This is a genomic window from Siminovitchia thermophila (assembly GCF_016909185.1).
In the GTDB taxonomy this organism is placed as follows: domain Bacteria; phylum Bacillota; class Bacilli; order Bacillales; family Bacillaceae_C; genus Siminovitchia; species Siminovitchia thermophila.
In genome coordinates this window covers 57,993-79,539 of the sequence record NZ_JAFBFH010000017.1, presented here as the reverse complement: position 1 = coordinate 79,539, position 21,547 = coordinate 57,993, and the positions used below count along the sequence as shown (strand labels likewise).

The following is a 21,547-nucleotide window of genomic DNA, read 5'->3' as shown; positions in this document are numbered from 1 at the left end:
GAAATAAAGGAAGATTATAGACGGATGACTGTTGGACAAAGATCCTAGCGCCGCTATGGTGATGCCTTTATTCTTTTATACTTATGTTGAAACGGCCGGAGATATATTCGTAATCGAGTTACCTAATAGGTGAAGCCCATCAAGAGTATTGGCTTTTCTACCTTTTTTATTTTTTAGCACCCACAGCACTCTCAATCTGCAAGTACCTTGATGGAGCCTATACTTTGGGCCGCCATGACTAATCTATAAACACCAAACCCGGGGGAACCAATGCCTTTTCATACAGCTTCCATCGAATCATATACATCACAGACAATATAAGCTTCATAGTGTTATTTCTGATTACCGCTACTAAGTCTCATTTACGAAGGACATAGTCAAATTCGTTCAGACAAGGTCACCTCCTTTGGCAGAAACAAAGCACATTAAAAGAGTGACTATTATGAAAAATCATATCACAGGTCTCCCCTCTTTAAAAGAACTTCCGGTAAGTTTGGAGTACACTCAACCATCTAAAAATGATAAAGGTTATTTTCAAAAGTTTGACAATAAATTGCAATAGAAAATTTGCTCATTTCAAAACTTTCGGCACCGGCAACTTTCTGCTGTACTTTTCCACCGAACACGAACATTTTCCCGGGGTTACATGACAAATGAAAGTCTACCCGCTTTGGATCCCAGGCCCTTTCACCGGAACCATTTTCCATACTCTTATATAACAACTCATTTTATAGCGCTGGCTCCGGCTTTGACCCCCTCTTACATTTTACTAGTTTTTCCACTAGAATAGCTGCCGATACCGCTCTACCAAGACCTTTCTCTCATAAAAAATGTGGATATCTTTTTGCTTCTACTCAGATATCCACATAAAGGGCCGGAACTATTCATGCTCGAAAGGGGGATTTTCGTTTTTTACTGCATCATTTGTTCGTTTTCCGCTCAAATAGCTGCCGATACCGCTCTACCAAGGCCTTTCTCTCATAAAAAATGTGGATATCTTTTGCTTCTACTCGGATATCCACATAAAAGGCCGGAACTATTCATGCTCGAAAGGGGGATTTTCGTTTTTTGCCGCATCGTTTGTTCGTTTTCCGCTCGAATAGTTGCCGATACCGACTCTGCCAAAGCCTTTCTCTCATAAAAATGTGGACATCTTTTGCTTCTACTCGGATATCCACATAAAGACCGGAACTATTCACGCTGAAAAAGGGTGCTTTTCCGTTTTTTGCTGCATCGTTTTTGCAATCAAGCCGATCATAACGTTACAAAAAGATTGTTTTCTGTCGATTTATTTCTTTGACTTTGTAACATTCCATAAAACTGGCCCATGAAACATCTCAAAGTGCTCCACATTGGTGCGTATAGCGGCAACACTATCATAATCTCCAAATTTGATTGCAGGCAAATAGTTCCAAGATTCATGTTGCAGTTTACCGAAAATTTCTTTAGCATCTTCATCTGATGGAGCAACCATCAATTCATCCAACAATTGATCCATTTCCGGACTATTCGACCAGCCTGTATAATGAATTCTGGAGTCTAAAAAGTTAATTTGCGTTGGGTCTGTTACCGGGTTGTAACCCATTGGCATTAAATCATAGACTGTATCATCTTCCCTGACTTCCATCAACGTTGCCCAGTCGTATACTTGCAACTCAGATTTGACGCCTATTTTTTTAAGATTTTCCTGAATAACGACCGCGATTTGATATTGATCTTCATAATCTCTCGTTGTTAATATTTTTAGCTTTTCCCCGTTATAGCCAGCCTCTTTGAACAGTTTTTTGGCAGTCTCCGGATCATGCGCTTCATACTGCTCTTTTCCTTGTTCTCTGTACCAGCTTACATACTCTTTCGTCAACAATCCGTGCTCCAATGTATAAAACTTTTCATCGGTGAATGCAGCCATCATCACTTCTTGTTTATCTACTGCAAGGTTTAATGCTTGCCGCGCTTTTTCATTAGAAAACAGCCCATTACGCTTATTGAATACAACTGTGCTGAACCCTTCGGGATGGGTCATTGCTTCTACGTTCGGGTCACCTTCTATTGCCGGAACATTATCATATGGAATTTGCAGAGCTATATCGTACTCTCCTGTTTGAATGCCCGCCGTTCTGGTCGATGCATCAGGGACCATATGGAAGTACAATTCGTCAACCATCGCCTCCTTCTTGCCGACCAATCCATCTGGTTCTTTGCGTGGTGATTGATAATCGTCGTTTTTCACTAGCTTGATATATTGATCTTGCTTCCATTCTTCAAGCTTGAATGGTCCTGTTCCAATATATTCCTTAACTCCGGACTTTGGCGCATTTTCAATCACTTCTTTTGGCATAATAGCCGGGAAGTTTATATTAGTGGCTAAAATATATTTGGCGATTGTAAATGGTTTATCCATTTTTAACGTGACAGTATAATCGTCTTCTTTTACAAATTCGGATTTGGAAAAATAGGTGCTTGCCTTGCCATTCAGTACCTTCCAGCGTTCCATGGATGCCACTACATCATCTGCGGTCATTTCTTTTCCATTATGGAACTTGACACCTTTTCTTAATGTAAAAGTGATGCTTTTAAGATCTTCACTTGATTCAAATGACTCCGCGAGTAATGGCGCGGCTTCATTCCTTTCGTTAAAGGCCAAAAGGGTTTCAAAAATATTACGTCCTACATCAGTTGTGGCTACAGAAACAGTTACATGCGGATCCAAGGTAGGCGGTTGTGCCATATACGCAACATTCAATGTTCCGCCTTTTTCATTCTTTCCGCTTTTTCCCGCATCATCAGACGATGAAGCACATCCAACTAACATCATAACTGCCACAAAAGATATCAGTATTTTTTTCATGATATTTCCTCCACTTTTTATTATCTTTCTTTTCCGACTATTCGTCACACTCATTCTCGGAAGCTGTCTATCTCCTTGAATTCTCCTTCTTGGCCAATCCGTAATAGTGCCCGCCTATTTGTTACATTGATGATAATCGAGAAGATCGTTTCTGCCCTTCGATGTTCAGGAACATTTTTATTTTGAAAATGATGAATAGAACTTGGTTTATTAAATGTATCGGAAAGCCACCTCTCAAATACTTTTTCATTGATCGGTTCGCCGACGGCAAGGCTTGTTTTTATAAGCTGGTCCGCCCTCTTCTTCCTAAGGATTGAATCCTCAAACCTGAAGTCATTCAAATCCTTCAATTTATTGTTAAGACGAGCGGAACAAATATGGTTTGTATGGGTCAGCCAACCTTCATCCCCGCCTACATAATCAATGCCAAAAGGGGAGATTTCCGGATTAACTGCCATCCCGTTTCCACTGCCGTCATCATATCCAATTAAAAAGCTGGCAGCGGCGGCTATTTGCCCATTTGCAATTTTGGCTATCGCCTCAGCTTGCGAATAAGAGTTTAAGACGGCACGGGCACCAAGATGTAATGGTATTTCGTTTGTCCTTTTATTTGTCAGCAAAGCATTAAAACACAGGGCGACTCCAGCCGAATTGTAACCAATCTTACCGATGAGGCCCCCCTCAGTCACCATTGTCATTCGGGGTTTAGATTCGGCTTGTATATGGAGTAATAGCAAACTTCTTTTTTGCGATGGGGTCCAATCCCAAGTTTGGCCAATGATGGTGTCTTTGCTAATGGGACTAGTGATCGCCATCGTCGTACAACCATCCGCCAGCAGTTCTCCTTGATTGGTCAGGGCTATTTCACTTCGGGCATTTAATGTTAAAATGTCTTCAAAATCGACTCCCGCGCCCTCCGCAATTCCTTCCATTTCTTCCACCATCTGCAAATCATATTGTTCAATCGCCTTTAAATGAAGTAATGCGTATTCCCTTGCTTCGGACCATCTCATTTTTTTGAACCCATAAAATAGTTTTTCATATGTTTCCAAGCTATTGATTATTTCTTGCTTCCCTTGACTCCCGTGACCAAATCCAATTTCCTTGGCAGATCCTTGAAGATATACATTCTTAATCATACGTTGTCTCTCTCCCTTTTTTTATCTGACCCCAAAAACTACATATGGAGATGGCAGGCAACCTGATGGCCATTGGCCCCTTGTATTGTTGTTGGAACTTCCGATTTGCATCGATCCATGACATATGGGCACCGCGTATGAAAAACACATCCTGAAGGCAGATTTGCCGGGGAGGGCACATCTCCTTTCATGACGATTCTTTCTCGTTTTCTGCGCGGATTGGGAATCGGAATGGCAGACAGTAAAGCTTGGGTATAAGGGTGAAGCGGGTTTTGAAAAAGTTGATCGGTTGGTGCCAACTCTACAATATTGCCCAGATACATGACCCCGATTCGATCAGAAATGTGGCGAACAACGCTGAGATCATGAGCTATAAATAAATAGGCTTGTCCAAACTCTTCTTGCAGCTCTTGCAGAAGATTCATGACTTGTGATTGTATAGAAACATCCAAAGCAGAGACTGGTTCATCACATATAATGATTTTTGGCGTGACAGCCAGTGCCCGCGCGAGACCAATTCGTTGTCTTTGCCCTCCCGAAAATTCATGAGGATACCGATCATATTGATCTTTGCGCAATCCAACTTTATGTAACAAATCCATCGCTTTGTCTGTTCTTTCAGTCTTTGTTCCAATCCCTTGAATCTTCATGGGCTCCTCGATGCTAAAGCCGATTCTTTTTTTAGGGTTAAGCGAAGAATGGGGATCTTGGAAAATCATTTGCATTTCTTTTCTGACAGGCATAAATTCTTTTTCTTTTAATGAAAAAATATCCTGCCCTTTGTATAAAGCCGTACCGGAAGTAGGTTCTGTTAATCGTAAAATGGTTCGGCCGGTAGTACTCTTGCCGCATCCGGATTCTCCAACAAGCCCCAATGTTTCTTTTTCGAATAAATCGAACGTTACATGATTGACTGCTTTTACGTGACCGGTCACTTTGCCTAGCGGATTTGTGATTCGAAAGTGTTTCTGGAGGTCTTTAACCTGCAAGAGAGGTTCTTGCTTTTCATACTGTTGCTCCATTTTGTCCATGACCCTCCTTGTTTAAAAACTCGTCTGCCTTCCAACATCTCACCTTCTGGCCATTACCTATTTCTTGTAGGTCAGGTGTGCTACTCTTACACTGTTCATCGGCAAACGCACATCTTGGCGCAAAACGGCAACCAGTTGGAATAGCGGTTAAAGGCGGGACAACTCCTTTAATGACATGCAGTTTTTCCGTCCGGTCTCCGTCGATCTGGGGAATTGATTTCAACAGGCCTTTGGTATAAGGGTGAAGGGGATTGAAAAACAATGTTTCCACCCCTCCTTCTTCAATGACCTGGCCGAGATACATGACGACAACCCGCTGACACACTTCAGCTACAACACCCAGGTCGTGTGTGATCATCATCACGCCCATTTCCAGCTCTGATTTCAAATCATCAATCAACTCTAGGATTTGGGCTTGGATCGTTACGTCAAGAGCAGTGGTCGGCTCATCCGCGATCAGTACTTTGGGCCTGCATGCCAGAGCCATGGCGATGAGTACTCTCTGTCTCATTCCTCCAGACATCTCATGCGGATATTCATGTATTCTTTTTTCTGGCGCCGGTATGCCGGTAAGCTTCAACATTTCTTCCGCTTTTTTTAGTGCTGTGCCCTTGCTCACTTTTTGGTGGATTACAATTACCTCTGCTATTTGATCTCCAATGGTTTGTACCGGATTTAAAGAAGTCATCGGGTCTTGAAAAACCATGGATATTTTATTTCCACGGATTTTTCGCATTTCCGATTTGCTAAGCTTCAATAAATCCCTTCCTTCAAATAAAATCTCCCCTTCATACGTAGTCGTCTTTTCATTTAATAACCTCATAATTGATTCAGAGGTTACGCTTTTACCACAACCCGATTCTCCTACAACCCCAACGGTTTCCCCTTTACTTACCATAAAGGTGACATCATCAACCGCCGCAACAGGCCCTTGTTCCGTCGCAAAAGTTGTTCTTAAATGTTTCACTTCCAAAAGTGGCTGAATAGACATCTTTAACCTCCTATCATTTATGATTTTTTTGTTTGATGAGACTGGGGATCAATCAAGTCACGTAAGCCATCCCCAAGCAGATTGGACCCTAACACTGCCAATAATAGAAACATTCCGGGAAATACAGTCATCCACCAGGCTGTCTGGATCACGCTTTTGCCATCATATAAAATATTGCCCCAACTTGGTTCAGGTGCCGGAATTCCCGCTCCTAAAAAGCTCAAAGATGCCTCTATGATCATGGAAACCGAGAAAACATACGTAATTTGAACGATAAGAGGAGTAAGAACGTTCGGTGCGATATGCGACCAAATGATTTTCCAAGAGCTTGCTCCTTGTGCTCTTGCCGCTTCGACATAAGTCTGTTCTTTTACAACGAGGGCAGCTGAGCGGACAATTCTGGCCACCCCCGGTGTTTCCACAATGACAATGGCGATCACAACATTTATGGGCTTAGGCCCCATTACTGCCATGATCGCAATAGCCAAAAGAATAGAAGGGAAGGCCATTAGACCATCGGCAATTCTCATGAAAATGTGGTCGAGAACGCGATAATACGACGCATACATTCCGATAAACAGACCCAATAAACCTGTAACAACTGCAACCGAGAGCCCTACGGCCAAAGACACTCTTGCTCCGTAAACTACGCGGCTAAATATATCCCGTCCGAAGTTATCAGTACCAAACCAATGAGTCGCATTTGGGGGCTTTAAACGGTTTACCGCCTCCAAGTCATAAGGAGTAAATTGGGTAATAAGCGGTGCAGCAAGTGCTGACAAAGTGATCAATAACATGATCCCTCCGCCGATCACAACCATTTTATTCGCCCAAACCCGCCTGATAAACAAAGACCGTCTTTCTTTGGCAATATCTTTTTTTTGCACGGCGACATCCGGCTCCATCACTTTTGCAAGCATTCCTTCACCCCTATTTTCTATTTAGTCTAATCCTCGGATCTACTATTCCATATAATAGGTCCACCAAAAGATTAATCAGGACGTAAGTTCCGGCAATCAATAGGACAGTCCCTTGAATGAGAACATAATCTCTTCGTTGAATGGCATTAACAATCAATTGGCCGAGCCCTGGTATATTAAAAACCACCTCAGTCACTACCGCACCGGCCACTAAAGTGCCAAATGCCTGGCCAATGACCGTTAAGATTGGAATGAAGGCATTTCGAAAAGCATGTTTATAAATAATGACTTTTTCTTTCAGGCCTTTTGCATGGGCGGTTTTAATATAATTCATGCTGAGTATATCGAGCATGGATGACCTGGTCATGCGGGCAATTAACGCGGATTGAATGGCTCCAAGGGTGATGGCCGGTAATAGTAAAAACTTCAAATGGTTCCATAATCCTGCACTGAGCGGTTGATAGCCGGCAGCTGGAAGCCAACGAAGCTCAACCGCGAATAAAAGAATGAGTAAAAGTCCCAGCAAAAAACTCGGTATAGAGATTCCAAGTAAGGCAAATACCATGAAAAATTGATCTACTGTTGTGCCTCTTTTTGTTGCAGCGATCACTCCAAATGGAATGGCAATGACGATTGAGATAAGTTGGGCCAAAATAGCCAAGGATAAAGTAGGTGCCAAATGACTTGTAAACGCTTTTAAAACTGGCATATCCAAATAAAGCGAATCTCCCAAATCCCCTATTAATACACCGCTAAACCAACTGAAAAATTGCTGATAGAGAGGCAAGTCTAAGCCAAGCTCTTTTCGTAACGCTTGTATGTCTTCGGGCAGAGCATCCGGGCCCAATATAATGGATGCCGGATCTCCAGGTGTTAGATGTATCAAGAAAAAGACGACAATGGCCACTACTAACATGACCGGTATAAGGGAAAGCAGTCTCTGCAAAATATATATTTTCAAGCTGATTCTCCTTTCTCAGAATGATAACCCTTTCATCACTGTTTTGTTCACGATCTCTGTTTATTCATTATAAAAAAAGTCCCGACAATAATATTGCATTATTGTTGGGACTTTTTTCACTTTCTTGACATTATGTTGCGAATCACCTCGGTAGCTGTCGCTGCCATTACTAATATACCAATGAGTAAGCCAAAAAATGTATAAATAAAAAGAAGACTGTAATGGGCAAAAACAGTAACTGTCATTAACGCGGCTATTAAAAGAAGAACAAAGGGCGTCTTACTTTTTCTTTCCCCCACTTTTTGCGGAAGTGTATCAATCAATAATATAAGTGTGCCAACATAAACGATAAAACAAAACATCTTAAACATGAGCGAAGGTGAAAGCTTTTTGATTAATAATATAAATAATTCATTTGCATGGCTATATTCCAAGTTTTGTGTAATGGCGACAACATTCATCGTTGCAAAAGCCAGTAGAAAAGTAGAAAAGATAAAAACGGCAATCAGCAGCTTGCTAATTCCCTTTTTAAAACTTGGATTTGTATATTTGACAATCACATCTCCTTGCCATAATAACTTTGCAAAGAAAATAAAAAAAGCAATGAGCCATAATAAACGTAAACTTTCTGCATCATGATTCAAAACCTGGGGCTGATAGTACAAAAGGTTATGGTATAAAGATTCGAGCCCTTTTTGCAAATAAATATAAGTTGGAAGGATAATTGCTAATCCACTAATAATAGTAAATTTAGCGTCTTTTACCATTTGTTTACATTTTTTCTTGTTTGGAAGGAACGAAGCAAGTATAAGAAAAATAGCTGCCGTACTAAAAACAGAAATATAAATATTTATTTGAAACAGAGAATGAAAAATCAATCCACTTACAAAAAGATGCAGCACATACACTTCTAAAATCCTCACAGCCCATATAATTCTTCCTGCTATAGACTGCTTTTTGATTGCGAAGGCAGGTGATTTGGTCAGCTTTTGTAATAGAAAAGAGGAGCAAAATGCTAACATAAAGGCGCACACAATAACGATACTGGAAAAAACACCAAATCGAATAACGACTTCCCCAATGATAAATATCATACTGATTGATAACCAACTTGAGATTAAATAGATAATGTTTAAAGGTTTTAATGGTTTGATCATCGTCTTAAACTACTTTCTTGTTGCGATACTCCTTTGGTGTACAACTGACCATTTTTTTGAAAGCGCTGCTAAAATAATGCTGGCTATTAAAGCCACATTCCTCTGCTACTCGGAGAATCGTCCAGTTTTTATTTTGTATAAGCATCTTCTTTGCATTTTCAATACGAAAATGCAACAAATAATCGGAGAAGTTAATACCCACTTCTTCTCTAAAAAGCCGGCTTAAGTAACTAACATTAATATGAAGTTCTTTCGCAATAGAAGCTAGTCGTAATGGCTCCTTATAATGTTTTTTTACCATCTGAATAACTGCGCGTACAATGTCTGAACAATTGTCATATTCCGGACGCGTCTTTAGAAAATTCCGCAAAGCCGCAACCAATTCTTTCTCTATCACTGGCTTGACAATGTAATCTAGTACCTTTAAGTGGATAGACCGCTTGGCATAATCAAAATTTTGAAAAGCGGATATGATAATAATTTCCATATTGGGCATTAGCGATTTTAATGTTGTTGCCACTTCCAGGCCATTCATTCCGGGAAGCTGAATATCCATAAGTGCTAGCTGAAAAGAGTCTTCCACTTCAACCATCTGTTCAGCCAATTTGATTGCCTCCGAGCCATACAACGCTTTATAAATGCTCCATTTGGGATAATGCAAGTGAACTAAAAATTCTAATTGCTCCAACTCGATCGGTTCATCATCCAGAACCAAAATGTTCATTGATTGTTTCACCTCCCAACTCTGATTTATCACAAATTTTCGGCAACGACACAACTACTTTTCCACCATGCTCTTCCTGCTGTTCATCTAACAAAAATTCCATACAAGCCTCTTCCCCAAACAATAGGTTTAACCGTTTAGAGACATTGTTTAAACCTATCCCTATTGTGCTCTCTTCTTCTAAAGGGTTAAAAGCAAACCCGGGCCCATTATCCTTCACAACGATAGAAAGCCGACGCGCGGTCGACTGAATCATAATATGAACAATTCCGGGTCCTTCAACCTTTTCTATTCCATGTTTAAAGGCATTTTCAACAAGGGTCTGCAATAGATAAGGGATAACGAGCAACTCTTCCGTTCCCTCTTCAACATCCCATTTAATATGAAGTCGTTCTCCAAAACGAAGCTGTTGTATTGCCAAAAAGTGCTTTGTATACTCCATTTCTTCCCTTAAAGAATATAAGGTTTGTTCTTGATGATATTTGGAACGTAAATATAAAATCATATGTTCAAATGTTTCTGATAAACGGTCATATTTTTTTAAACGGATTAACCCAAACATAGAATTTAAAGCATTAAATAAAAAGTGGGGCTGGATTTGCTGATTCAGTCTAATATATTTTGTTGTTTCCAATTCTTTTTCCAATAAAACTTTTGAATTTTCCACTTCCAACAAATATATTTGCTTCTCAAACGCATTATTGATGATTAATATGAGCAATCCAATCACTGGACCTAAAATACTGATTAAGATAAATAGAAAGAAATTCTCGTATGAAACCATGCCATTCACCATTCTTCGGAGACAACATTCTCTGATCTTTTTGTTCATTATAAAAAGGAATACATAATGAAACAAGAATCTACATTAAAATGCTTCGTCTCATGATGGATTCCATTTTTAAGATGTCTCCTGTCTGATTTGAGAAATGGGGCTTGACCAGAAGCAGATATTAGTGCGCATCCTCTATTTCAAGTTTAACTATCCACGCCTTCAATCATGTAAAAACAGCCCCGCAAGGCTGTTTTGTTAACTCGGTAATTGTTCGGCTTCATCCAGGTCCAAATCTTTGATGTTTCTTTTAAAAACCTTGGACATGAACAACATATAAATCATGCCGATCACGACCCAAACGATTCCCCCTATGAATGCGTCCGCCTGAAGGAACGCCCAGAGAACTCCCGTAAAGGCGGCTCCTATCGTCGGCATGATGATATAAGAGAATACTTGTTTTGGTGTTTTATATTGTTTCTTTTTAAAGACAAAGTAAGCTATAACGGACAAGTTTACAAACGTAAAAGCGATTAACGCACCGAAATTAATCAGGCTGGCAACGAGTTCAAGGCTCGGTCCCATCGCTAACAAGCTGACCAACCCGACGAAAATAACGTTAATGGCCGGCGTTCTAAATTTCGGATGAACATATCCAAACAGTTTCCTTGGAAGAACACCGTTTCTTCCCATTACATACAATAGCCTGGAGACACTGGAATGAGAGGCCAATCCGGAGGCGGTTGTGGCCGCAAACGCGCCTGCCAAAAAGATTAGTTGAAAAATCACTCCCCCGACGTGAAGAGCAATCTCGGGAAGTGTATCATCGACAACATGAAAGACGGACACATCCGGAAACAATGTCTGTGCATAGTACGCTCCAATGAAAAAGATCGCCCCGCCAATCAACACGGTTAAAGCAATGGCTCTTGGCACTGTGTTAATGTCTTTTGCTTCTTCCGTGTACATCGTAATGGCGTCAAATCCAATAAACGAAAAACAAACTACGGTGGCGCCAGCTAAAATGGCGGCAGTGTCCATATTTGCTTGAAAGAGCGGCTGAATCGTTAACAGCGTGCCAGTTCCCATTCCTTTGGAAAGCTGAATGGTTCCCAAGACAACAAATGCAATCATTAAGGCCATCGTAAACACAACCAAAATAGTATTGACTCCTGATGTGGAGCGCATACTGTAAACATTAATGGCTGTTACAAAAGCCACATAGATGAGGACCCAAATCCATGCCGACGCATCAGGGAACAACGCTTCCATATATAAGCGAATAATGACAGCGTTTACAAGAGGAAGCAACAAATAGTCGAGCAATGATGCCCATCCCACTAGAAATCCTAAATGGGGACCCATCGTTTCCCTTGTATACGTGTAAGCAGAACCGGCGCTTGGAAAGACTTTTACCATCTTTCCGTAGCTGATGGCTGTAAACAGCATAACAACCAAACCGACAAGGTATGCCAAGGGGACCATGCCCCCCGTTTGTTTAGAAACGATTCCAAAAGTATCGAATACAACTGTTGGCGTCATATACCCCAATCCGAGTGCAACAATTGCCCATAAACCGAGAGATCTTTTCAAAGACGGGTTTTTTTGCATGTAAAAAGCCCCCTGGCAAACATTGTTTTATTATTCAAAGGAAGGTTATTTTCCGATCGTAATCGGAAAATATGAACCTTCCACCTCTTTATTGTGAACGGTTACACTTGCTTGTAATCCGGGTTTTTCCACTCCATTAACGCAGCATATTTTAATGATTCTGCATCTTGCGGCAAGTAGTTCGGCATGATGGAAATAAATTTAAATCCATTTCGAAGTTGAAACGTCATAACCGGGTCATGCAATACTCCATTGATCACTTTTTGCGCATATTGTTCAGGTGTAAGCTCTCGGGCGTGTTTATGATAGTTTGGTATACGCCCTCCAAACAGAATGCTCTCCAACTGAAAGGCTTTTACAATCTGTCTTCTTGCTTCATACAAGCGCATTCCAACCTTAAGACCCCTATATTCGGGATGAACAACAACTTCTGTTCCATACAAATTTTTTCCTTGCGGGTTATGGTTTCTAATATATCCTTTGTCTGATATATCATCAAATGAGTGATTGACCCCATAATCTTCAAAATTGACGATCACGCTAGAGCATGATCCGATAATGGTCCCGTCTTCATGCTCAATGACTACCTGGCCTTCAGGAAAAGTTTCAATTTGGCTTGCCAAGTGCTCGGGCTTAAATGGTATGGACGGATCTCCGAACCCGATAGCGGCCATCTCGTTGACTTTGTAAATATCCCGCAGTTCCATAGGCCTGGCCCCTATTTGTTCTAGAATGTTTGCCAAGTTTTCCTTCAAAACGATAGTCCCTCCCTTTTGTTGTAGGATGGCGCGCAATTGTGTTACGCGCCATCCGCCGCTATTAGTTTTCGTAAATAGATACGAATTTTTCCTCCAGGTATTCTTCCAAGCCGTATTTTCCGCCTTCTTTGCCCATTCCGCTCTCTTTTATTCCGCCAAATGGCGCCTGGATGACGATTGGAGCAGGATCATTAATACCGATAATGCCAAACTCCAACTCTTTCATCATCCGCATGCCGCGGCCAAGATTTTTCGTATAGCAATAAGCGGCTAAGCCATATGTTTTATGATTGGCTCTTTCAACGACCTCATCTTCATCTTTGAAGGTAAAGACCGGGGCAATTGGGCCAAATGTTTCCTCAGTCGCAATTTGCATATCGTCCGTTGCATGCAAAAGGACTGTCGGCTCAAAGAAATAGCCGTTGCCCTTCTCGTACTTATAAACATTTCCGCCGTGGACGACTTTCGCATCATGTTTGACAGCATCCTCCACTTGGCTCTTCATTTTTTCCAAAGACTTTTCATTGATTAACGGACCAACATCCGTACCTTTTTCCAAACCGTCGCCAATTTTCAACTTGGAAGCCTGCTCTGCAAGCTTTTGTGCAAATTCATCGGCAATCGACTCCTGTACGTACACACGGTTTGTGCTGATACAAGTTTGGCCGGAGTTTTTAAATTTGGAAAGCAGTACACCTTCAACGGCAAGATCCAGATCAGCATCTTCAAATACGATATAGGGTGCATGTCCCCCCAATTCCATGGACACTTTCTTCATCGTATCGGCTGAATCCCGCATCAGTTTTTTCCCGATCGCCGTAGACCCCGTAAATGTCAATTTTCGAACATCGGGACTTGAAGTCAACTCTTTGCCAATTTCTTCAGCAGGTCCGATTACGAGGTTAACGACACCTTTTGGCACTTTTGCTTCATGGAAACATTCAAATACTTTGATCGCGGAAAGCGGTGTTTCCAAAGCCGGTTTTAATACGACTGTACAGCCCGCGGCAAGCGCAGGCGCAATTTTTCTTGTGATCATCGAAAGCGGGAAATTCCATGGAGTGATGGCTCCGCAAACACCGACTGGCTGTCTAATCACCATTAATTGCTTATCTTTATGGGATGAAGGAAGCACGTCTCCGTATATTCTTTTCGCTTCTTCCGCATACCAGTCCAAATAGCTGATGGCGCCCAACACTTCCCTTTTTGCATCCGGCAACGGCTTGCCGTTTTCAAGTGTGATGATTTGGGCAAGTTCTTCTATTCTCTCTTTCATGAGACGAACGACTTCGAAAAGATAGGCGCTTCTTTCGTTCCCTGTCGTTTTCCCCCATGTTTGAAAGGCTTCTTTGGCGGCTTCAATGGCTTGCTTCGTTTCTTCTTTTCCACAAAGCGAAATAGTGTCGATCACTTCAAGCGTTGCCGGATTTTTTACTTGCTCTTTTTGATCGGACTCATACCATTCTCCATTGATGTAATACATCCGTAAACCTCCTTTGGTTCTTTTTACTTGATCTTGTTTTTAAAGGCCGTAATGGATTCATCAATGATCGCGATGATTTTCTCCACTTCTTCCTTATTGATAATAAGTGGCGGTGCTATCGCGATACGGTCCATGCCAAGCGGCCTTAAAATAAGCTTTCTGTCAAAACACTCATCCACAATGGTTGGAGCCGCTTTTACTTCCGGAGCAAACGTTTTGTCATTTTCCCTATCCTCCCTAAGATCAAACGCGGCCAATAGCCCGATCACTCTCGTATTTGTGACGATGTCATGTTTTTCTTTCAAATATGCGAGTCCGTCCCGCATCACTTTTTCCATCGCTTTCACGTTATCCAATACGTTATCGCGCTCCAACATCTCAATATTTTTCAATGCGACCGCGCAAGCTGTCGGATGTCCACTATAAGTAAATCCATGCGCAAGAACTCCTTCAAAACTTACGAGCGTATCGCGGAATTCCTTGTTCATGACAACTGCACCAAGCTGGGAATATCCGCTTGTAATCCCTTTTGCAATACTCATCAGGTCAGGGACAACGTTCCAGTTCTCAACGCCGAACATCGTTCCCGTGCGTCCAAATCCACAAATCACTTCGTCAGCGATAAATAAAATGTCATGTTCATCCGCCAACTTGCGCACAGCTTGCAAATATCCTTCTGGAGGAATATTTACACCGCCCGCGCCTTGCACAGGTTCGATGATAATGGCGGCAATATTGTCCGCCCCTTCTCTTTCGATCGCCGCACGAATGGATTCTTCATATTGCGGATCATTTTTATCCCCTTGTTCCGCGTTCAGCAAGTGGGCAGTCGCGTGTACAAACAATCCCGGAATATTGGAGCCGGAAAACTCATGGAATGCCTGCAATGCTGTTGCTGTTTGGGCTCCAATCGTCACACCGTGGTACGCGTTTGAAACGGCAATAATTTTTTTCTTGCTAGGCTTCCCTTTGATTTCCCAATAAAATCTGGCCAGCTTGAATGCGGTATCATTTGACTCCGAACCTCCGGATGTGTAAAAAACAGCTTCCAAGTCGCCAGGCGTCATATCAGCGATTTTTTTGGCCAGTTCAATAGCCGGCTCATTTGAAAAACCTTTAAAAGAGGAAGCATAAGCGATTTTCATCATTTGTTCTCTGGCCGCATCAGCAAGCTCGGCCACCCCATGCCCCAAGTTCACATTCCACAACATGGACATTCCATCTATATATCTATCTCCATTTACATGGTCGGCATAAATGCCTTCCCCTCCTGCAAAAATGATCGGCGGTCCCTCTTCAGCAAGCAATTTGGGATCTGTCGTCGGGTGAATATAATGTTTTTTATCTAATTCAATCAACTCTTGAATCTTGGAATCTTTTACTACTTGACTAGCCATTTTTGGCACCTCCATCATTTTTCTCATGGAATTAATATGCAATTTCCATGCCACATTAAAAAGCGGGCTCGCGTTAGCAAGTTAAAAGCTGCCGTTCCTTGATTCTTCAGCGTTTTTATATGCAACCTCGCTGACGGAGTGAAAGCGATTTTATGCATAAACGGAAATTTGTATGCAATTATGCATAATAGGTGACCACTAAGAACAGTCCCCCGCTACTCAATAAAACATTTCAATTGTTTCAATGGGTACCGATCCCTTCTTTTTCACGCTTGCGGTGTAAGATTTTTTGATATTTTCTACTAACGGAAGATTGACTTATACCGAGTGCCGCAGCCGCCCTCGTTGTTGTTTTATATAGATTCATCGCCTGGGAAATAAGCTGTTCCTCAACGGCTTCAAATGCTTCATGAAGCGGCATGATATTCGTAATGATCGGCTTTACCTTTTTCATCGGTTCATTCAGTTTCAGCACCTGGCCCACGACGTTGGCATCAATCAGCTCATCATCCGCTGTCACGACAAGGCGCTCAACGATATTTTGCAGCTCACGGATGTTACCGGGCCATGTGTATGCTTCCAGCAGGTTCAACGCATCGGGCGTTAAATGATAATTGCTGTGATGGCGCTCATTCAACTGCTTCAAAAAGTGATGTGCAATCAGCGGGATATCTTCATGCCTTTCTCTTAAAGGCGGCACATGGATCGGGATTACATTTAACCGGTAAAACAGATCTTCACGGAACGCGCCGTCCGCCACCATTTCCCGCAAGTTTGTATTCGTAGCCGCAATGATTTGCACATCGACGGAAATCGACTGAGTGCTGCCGACAGGTGTTACTTCGCGCTCCTGGAGAACACGCAACAGCTTTACCTGGAGCCTGAGGGGCAACTCCGCGATTTCGTCCAAAAACAAAACCCCCTGATCCGCCTGTTTAAAATAGCCTTCCTTGCCTCCGGGGTCAGCCCCGGTAAATGCTCCTTTCACATACCCAAACAATTCGCTTTCCAACAGCGTTTCCGGAATCGCCCCACAATTCACTTTTAAAAACGGCTTGTCTTTCCGGACTCCCAGTTGGTGAATGGCATGCGCAATTACTTCTTTTCCGACGCCCGATTCCCCCTGAATCAGCACTGTTGAAGAAAACTTGGCAACTTTATGAATTTGGGCGACAATATCCTCCATCTTCTGGCTGCAGTAGATCAGTTGTCTTTGCAGCTTTTCCCGCATTCTGATTTGATCGAGTTCTTCTTTATAACGGGCTGATATTTTTTTCATTTCACGCAGCTCGTCCCGGAGGCGCGTCGCTTCCGTAATATCCCGGGAAGCCACGATGACACGTTCGATTTCCCCATCCTCCCCGAGAATGGGGTTTCCAACTGCAAGAACCTTTTTTCCGCCCGGCGTTTCCTGCACTACGGAAACCTTCTTTTTCTTTTCCAAAACGAGCCTCGTTACTGAAGGCATAAACAACCCCTGTTTTTCCAGTTCCATGATGTTTTTCCCAAGCAATTCACTTAAATCCACTCCCCAAAACTCCGGAATCGCATTCTCGCTAAATCTGAGGAGTTCTCCACGCGCATTGACAACCAATATTTCATCATAAATACTTGATAAAATGGCGTTCAAATCCTTGTTCAAATTTTTCACTGACTCCAGCTCCATCGCCATCTGCTCAACCATTGGCAAATCCTGGACGATAATAATGAGGCCTTCGACGTTTTTACCGTCATTGATGATCGGACTGTAGTCCACTAGCAAGCCGGATTCATTTGATACTTGAATTTGATTCAAGACTGTTTCACCTGTTAAAAAGACATGGTTTAGATGATGAGGATCGAAAATATCACTTGCCGATTGATTGAGCACTTGCTCCGGCGCAAAACGGGTCATCTTCAAGGCTGATTCATTATAATTAACGATGACTCCGCGATTATCCACAATAAAAATCCCCATCGGTATCGACGCAATCAACACTTTCAAAAAATTCATATCTTCTTGTTTAAACAATTCAATGAGCAGATCCTCGCGTAGAACATAGCCAGCAATTGAACCGCTTTCATTCTTAACTAATGAAATATCCTTTCCCAAGACTTGAAATATGGCAGAGAAAGGAAGACTTTCCGACAATGTGCTCAGCTCTGTGACAGGCTTGGCGTATGGATTCAACTGTTCCAACTGCAATCCGACATTTTCCCTGTAACTGACAGGTAAATCTCGTAAATGAATATAACTGCTAATCTTACGATTTTCCTCTAAAAAAATAAACCGATTATTATTAGACAATAGATCTTGCCAGTTTGGACTTGGTTCGTCAACAGATAACTTTACAATCGGTTGAATAATATCTTTGGATAAGAGGAACACATGATCAATCCCTTCCCTTGTCTTTTATTGTCGTTTCTAAATATTATAACAAAAAAATTCATATAGCTATGTATTTTTGAAAATATTTATTCAAATCCGCATGAATTATATAATTTATGCATACATTTCCCAAGTAAAAATGATTCCGCTCTATTCTCTAATGAATAGTTTATGCGAAAAGACATAATACTTTTATGAATTTTCACTATTATAGCTATATTATCAATATATTTATAAATTGGCATATAATTTGCATTAATATTTATTAAGTTTTGTCGAAACGAATTTTTCGGAGAACAACTCAGATGAAGGAGTGATCATTGTTTTGAATGATGTGATGGTTACATTGGACAATGTCGTCAAAAGTTTTGAGCGTAACACAGTTGTCAAAAACATCAGCATGGATATTAAAAAAGGGGAATTCCTGACATTATTAGGCCCTTCAGGATGTGGAAAGACGACAACGTTGCGCATGATTGCCGGATTTGAACAGCCGACTGACGGTGATGTATTAATAGATGGAAAAAAAGTGAGCGGGATTCCCCCACACAAAAGGGATGTCAATACAGTATTCCAAAGCTATGCCCTTTTCCCCCATATGAACGTATATGACAACGTTTCCTTCGGACTCAAGATGAAGAAAGTAAGGAAAGAGGAGATAAAGCGGCGTGTAATGGAAGCGCTTCAACTTGTCCAGCTTGAAACTTTCGCGGAGCGAAAACCCGACCAGCTCAGCGGGGGACAAAAACAGCGCGTGGCGATCGCCCGCGCTTTGGTCAACAGTCCGAAAGTGCTTCTGCTGGATGAGCCGCTCGGCGCACTTGACCTTAAATTGCGCAAACAAATGCAAGTCGAATTAAAACATCTTCAACAGCAACTCGGTATCACCTTTATATATGTCACCCATGATCAAGAAGAAGCCTTGACAATGTCCGATCGGATCGCGGTTATGAATAATGGCATTATTGAGCAGCTTGGAACGCCAGATGAAATATATGAACGGCCCGCTTCCCGTTTTGTCGCCGACTTTATTGGAGAAACGAACCTCTTTGAAGGAACGGTTATGGAAATAAACAATTCGCATGCCTACCTGGAGTTTTCCGGACATAAAATCCCCGTTGTCCAGACAGCGCCACTTTCGTTAAATCACCAAGTGGCGATGGCGATTCGTCCTGAAAGAATCAAGCTTCATATAGAACCAAACAGGGAGGGTTTCGCCATTCCCGGGAAGATCGTCGAGCATATTTATGTCGGATCGATCATAAAAACAGTCGTTTCTCTTCCGGGCGAAAACCAAGTTACGGTAAATACAATGCCGGAAGTAGCCCATTCATTTGCCGTTGGCCAAGATGTCTTTGTAAGCTGGGAACCTGATAAGGCGGTGGTCATTACATGATGAAAAGCAATATGGCCCATGCAGAGAGACCTCCCGTCTTGCAGAAGAAAAAACGGAGGTCCGGAACATTATTCGGGATGGCATGGACCCTCTCCCCAGTCACGTTTTGGCTCGTATTGTTTTTTATATTTCCACTTCTATTTATTTTGTTCATCAGCTTTGCGACGAGAGGCCTATACGGCGGTATAGAATACACATTTACACTTGAAAATTACACGCGTTTTTTCGATCCGCTCTATTTGAAAATTTTGTGGGACTCTATCTTAATTGCCGGATTTACAACACTTATCTGTCTTGTTTTCGGGTATCCTTTTGCTTACATTATCGCAAAGTCGCCCAAAAAGTACCGGAATTTTCTGTTAATGCTTGTGATCGTGCCATTTTGGACGAATTCTCTAGTCAGAACGTACGCATGGATCGTCCTTTTGCGGACGGAAGGTGTCATCAATATGATATTGTTGAAAATCGGAATCATTTCCGAACCGCTTGCGATGCTCTATAACCATGGTGCGGTAATGGTTGGTTTAACCTACACATTGTTCCCATTTATGGTTTTGCCGCTATATGCTTCCATTGAACAGCTAGATAAATCGTACTTGGAAGCCGCGAGTGATTTAGGCGCCAAGCCTTGGCGGGCTTTTACAAAAATTACCTTGCCGCTGACAATGCCTGGGATCGTTGCCGGCTGCCTGCTTACATTCATCCCGACACTTGGTTTGTTCTTTATTCCTGACCTGATGGGCGGATCCAAATCGTTATTAATTGGAAATTTGATTAAAAACCAATTCCTGACAGCCAGAGATTGGCCGTTCGGATCGGCGGCTTCCATGATTTTGATGGTGCTGACATTAATCTTCATCCTGATTTACTTAAGAGTCGGCGGTAACAAAAAAGGGATCGAGGTGATATAGGTGGGTTTCCGATTTAAAAGCTTGCCATCTATTTTATATGCAACATTCATTTATGGCTTTTTATATGTGCCAATCCTCGTCTTAATTATTTTTTCTTTTAACAAATCCAGATTGAATGCGGTTTGGACAGGTTTTACTTTTGAGTGGTATGGCAAACTGATGCAAAATAGCGATGTGCTGGCGGCTGCCAAAAACAGCTTAACCGTAGCGGCCGTTTCTACTATCGTTGCCACAATGGTGGGTACAGTGGCAGCGGTTGGAATGTATCGTTATCACTTCAGAGGCAAAACCGCCTTGGACGGAATGCTTTATTTGCCGATCGTTATTCCGGAAATCGTCATGGGAATTTCACTACTCGCGTTTTTCGCGCTTGCCAATATCCCCCTTGGGATCATGACACTTGTGATTGCCCATATCACATTTTGCATTCCTTTTGTCGTCGTCATTGTACGGGCAAGATTGGAAGGGTTTGACCGCTCCTTGGAGGAAGCGGCTAGAGACTTGGGAGCGAATGAATGGCAAACCTTTACGAAAGTAACACTGCCTATTATCGGTCCGGGCATTTTGGCCGGCGCCCTGCTTTCCTTTACACTATCGATCGATGATGTCATTATCAGCTTCTTCGTGGCAGGACCAAGCAGCACAACTTTGCCGCTGAAAATTTTCTCAATGGTTAAGTTTGGCGTCTCTCCGGAAATCAATGCACTCTCTACGCTTATGCTGCTCATTACCTTAACCATTGCAGTATTCGCCCAGCTTCGTTTAAATAAATAAGATGCCGGATCAGCGGGCAGACGCATGCTCGTTGACGGCATTTGTTTTTTCTGATGAAGATACAAATCATAACGAAGAGCATATTTTCCAGAGAAACAGTTCCGGTTCGTTATATCTGTTTGCTAGGTCAGCGTACATGCCCAATCGTATGGTTAAGCACCTGACAGATAACACCAGCGTCCATGTAAATGCTAACCTATATGAAAAGATACTCACCAACAATAAGCGCGGGAACTTACGGCTACGATATATGATGACACATCCATGGTGAAGTATTTTCTATTACCGAAACATGGAAAACGGTGA

At 42.1% G+C, this 21,547-nt stretch carries 17 protein-coding genes; 3 read left to right on the top strand and 14 right to left on the bottom strand.

Translation table 11 applies throughout. From position 1 onward, the window contains the following. Positions 1-1,288 precede the first annotated feature (1,288 nt). The 14 genes from JOC94_RS12855 to JOC94_RS12790 form a co-directional block, all read right to left on the bottom strand. On the bottom strand, positions 1,289-2,848 hold the full coding sequence (locus tag JOC94_RS12855; RefSeq protein WP_077114020.1) for an ABC transporter substrate-binding protein: 1,560 nt from the start codon (positions 2,846-2,848) through the stop codon (positions 1,289-1,291). Between the two features lie 50 nt (positions 2,849-2,898). Next, entirely contained in the window at positions 2,899-3,987 is a 1,089-nt protein-coding gene (locus tag JOC94_RS12850) for a C45 family autoproteolytic acyltransferase/hydolase (RefSeq protein WP_077114021.1), read from the bottom strand. A gap of 38 nt (positions 3,988-4,025) precedes the next feature. Further along, positions 4,026-5,009 carry an ABC transporter ATP-binding protein gene (locus JOC94_RS12845; RefSeq protein WP_077114034.1) on the bottom strand — a complete coding sequence of 328 codons (984 nt, stop codon included), beginning with the start codon at positions 5,007-5,009 and terminating at the stop codon, positions 4,026-4,028. Next, on the bottom strand, positions 4,993-6,009 hold the full coding sequence (locus JOC94_RS12840) for an ABC transporter ATP-binding protein (protein ID WP_077114022.1): 1,017 nt from the start codon (positions 6,007-6,009) through the stop codon (positions 4,993-4,995). The genes JOC94_RS12845 and JOC94_RS12840 overlap by 17 nt, the downstream gene beginning before the upstream one ends. Before the next feature lie 17 nt (positions 6,010-6,026). Next, entirely contained in the window at positions 6,027-6,929 is a 903-nt protein-coding gene (locus JOC94_RS12835; RefSeq protein ID WP_077114023.1) for an ABC transporter permease, read from the bottom strand. A 10-nt stretch (positions 6,930-6,939) separates the two neighbouring features. Then, a complete protein-coding gene (locus JOC94_RS12830) occupies positions 6,940-7,890 on the bottom strand; it encodes an ABC transporter permease (RefSeq protein WP_077114024.1) in 951 nt (316 codons plus the stop codon). 116 nt (positions 7,891-8,006) lie between these two features. After that, positions 8,007-9,047: a hypothetical protein gene (locus tag JOC94_RS12825; RefSeq protein ID WP_077114025.1), complete on the bottom strand. Its 1,041-nt coding sequence runs from the start codon at positions 9,045-9,047 to the stop codon at positions 8,007-8,009. 4 nt (positions 9,048-9,051) lie between these two features. Further along, positions 9,052-9,771, bottom strand: a complete 720-nt coding sequence (locus JOC94_RS12820; protein ID WP_077114026.1) for a response regulator transcription factor — start codon at positions 9,769-9,771, stop codon at positions 9,052-9,054. After that, positions 9,749-10,555, bottom strand: coding sequence for a sensor histidine kinase (locus JOC94_RS12815; protein ID WP_077114027.1), 807 nt, complete (start codon positions 10,553-10,555; stop codon positions 9,749-9,751). Before JOC94_RS12815 ends, JOC94_RS12820 begins: the two co-directional genes overlap by 23 nt. A gap of 246 nt (positions 10,556-10,801) precedes the next feature. Further along, positions 10,802-12,154 carry an APC family permease gene (locus JOC94_RS12810; RefSeq protein WP_077114028.1) on the bottom strand — a complete coding sequence of 451 codons (1,353 nt, stop codon included), beginning with the start codon at positions 12,152-12,154 and terminating at the stop codon, positions 10,802-10,804. A 101-nt stretch (positions 12,155-12,255) separates the two neighbouring features. Further along, positions 12,256-12,909: a GNAT family N-acetyltransferase gene (locus tag JOC94_RS12805; protein WP_236017087.1), complete on the bottom strand. Its 654-nt coding sequence runs from the start codon at positions 12,907-12,909 to the stop codon at positions 12,256-12,258. A gap of 64 nt (positions 12,910-12,973) precedes the next feature. Then, a complete protein-coding gene (locus JOC94_RS12800; RefSeq protein WP_077114029.1) occupies positions 12,974-14,395 on the bottom strand; it encodes an NAD-dependent succinate-semialdehyde dehydrogenase in 1,422 nt (473 codons plus the stop codon). A 23-nt stretch (positions 14,396-14,418) separates the two neighbouring features. After that, positions 14,419-15,792: an aminotransferase family protein gene (locus JOC94_RS12795; RefSeq protein WP_077114030.1), complete on the bottom strand. Its 1,374-nt coding sequence runs from the start codon at positions 15,790-15,792 to the stop codon at positions 14,419-14,421. Between the two features lie 241 nt (positions 15,793-16,033). Then, a complete protein-coding gene (locus tag JOC94_RS12790; protein WP_077114031.1) occupies positions 16,034-18,160 on the bottom strand; it encodes a sigma 54-interacting transcriptional regulator in 2,127 nt (708 codons plus the stop codon). A 337-nt stretch (positions 18,161-18,497) separates the two neighbouring features. On the opposite strand from JOC94_RS12790, the gene JOC94_RS12785 reads away from it, so the two are divergent. The 3 genes from JOC94_RS12785 (at position 18,498) to potC (ending at position 21,241) form a co-directional block, all read left to right on the top strand. Beyond that, positions 18,498-19,556, top strand: coding sequence for an ABC transporter ATP-binding protein (locus JOC94_RS12785; protein WP_236017090.1), 1,059 nt, complete (start codon positions 18,498-18,500; stop codon positions 19,554-19,556). A 77-nt stretch (positions 19,557-19,633) separates the two neighbouring features. Further along, on the top strand, positions 19,634-20,467 hold the full coding sequence (locus JOC94_RS12780; RefSeq protein ID WP_205179533.1) for an ABC transporter permease: 834 nt from the start codon (positions 19,634-19,636) through the stop codon (positions 20,465-20,467). Beyond that, positions 20,468-21,241, top strand: coding sequence for a spermidine/putrescine ABC transporter permease PotC (gene potC / locus JOC94_RS12775; RefSeq protein ID WP_077109488.1), 774 nt, complete (start codon positions 20,468-20,470; stop codon positions 21,239-21,241). Positions 21,242-21,547 lie beyond the last annotated feature (306 nt).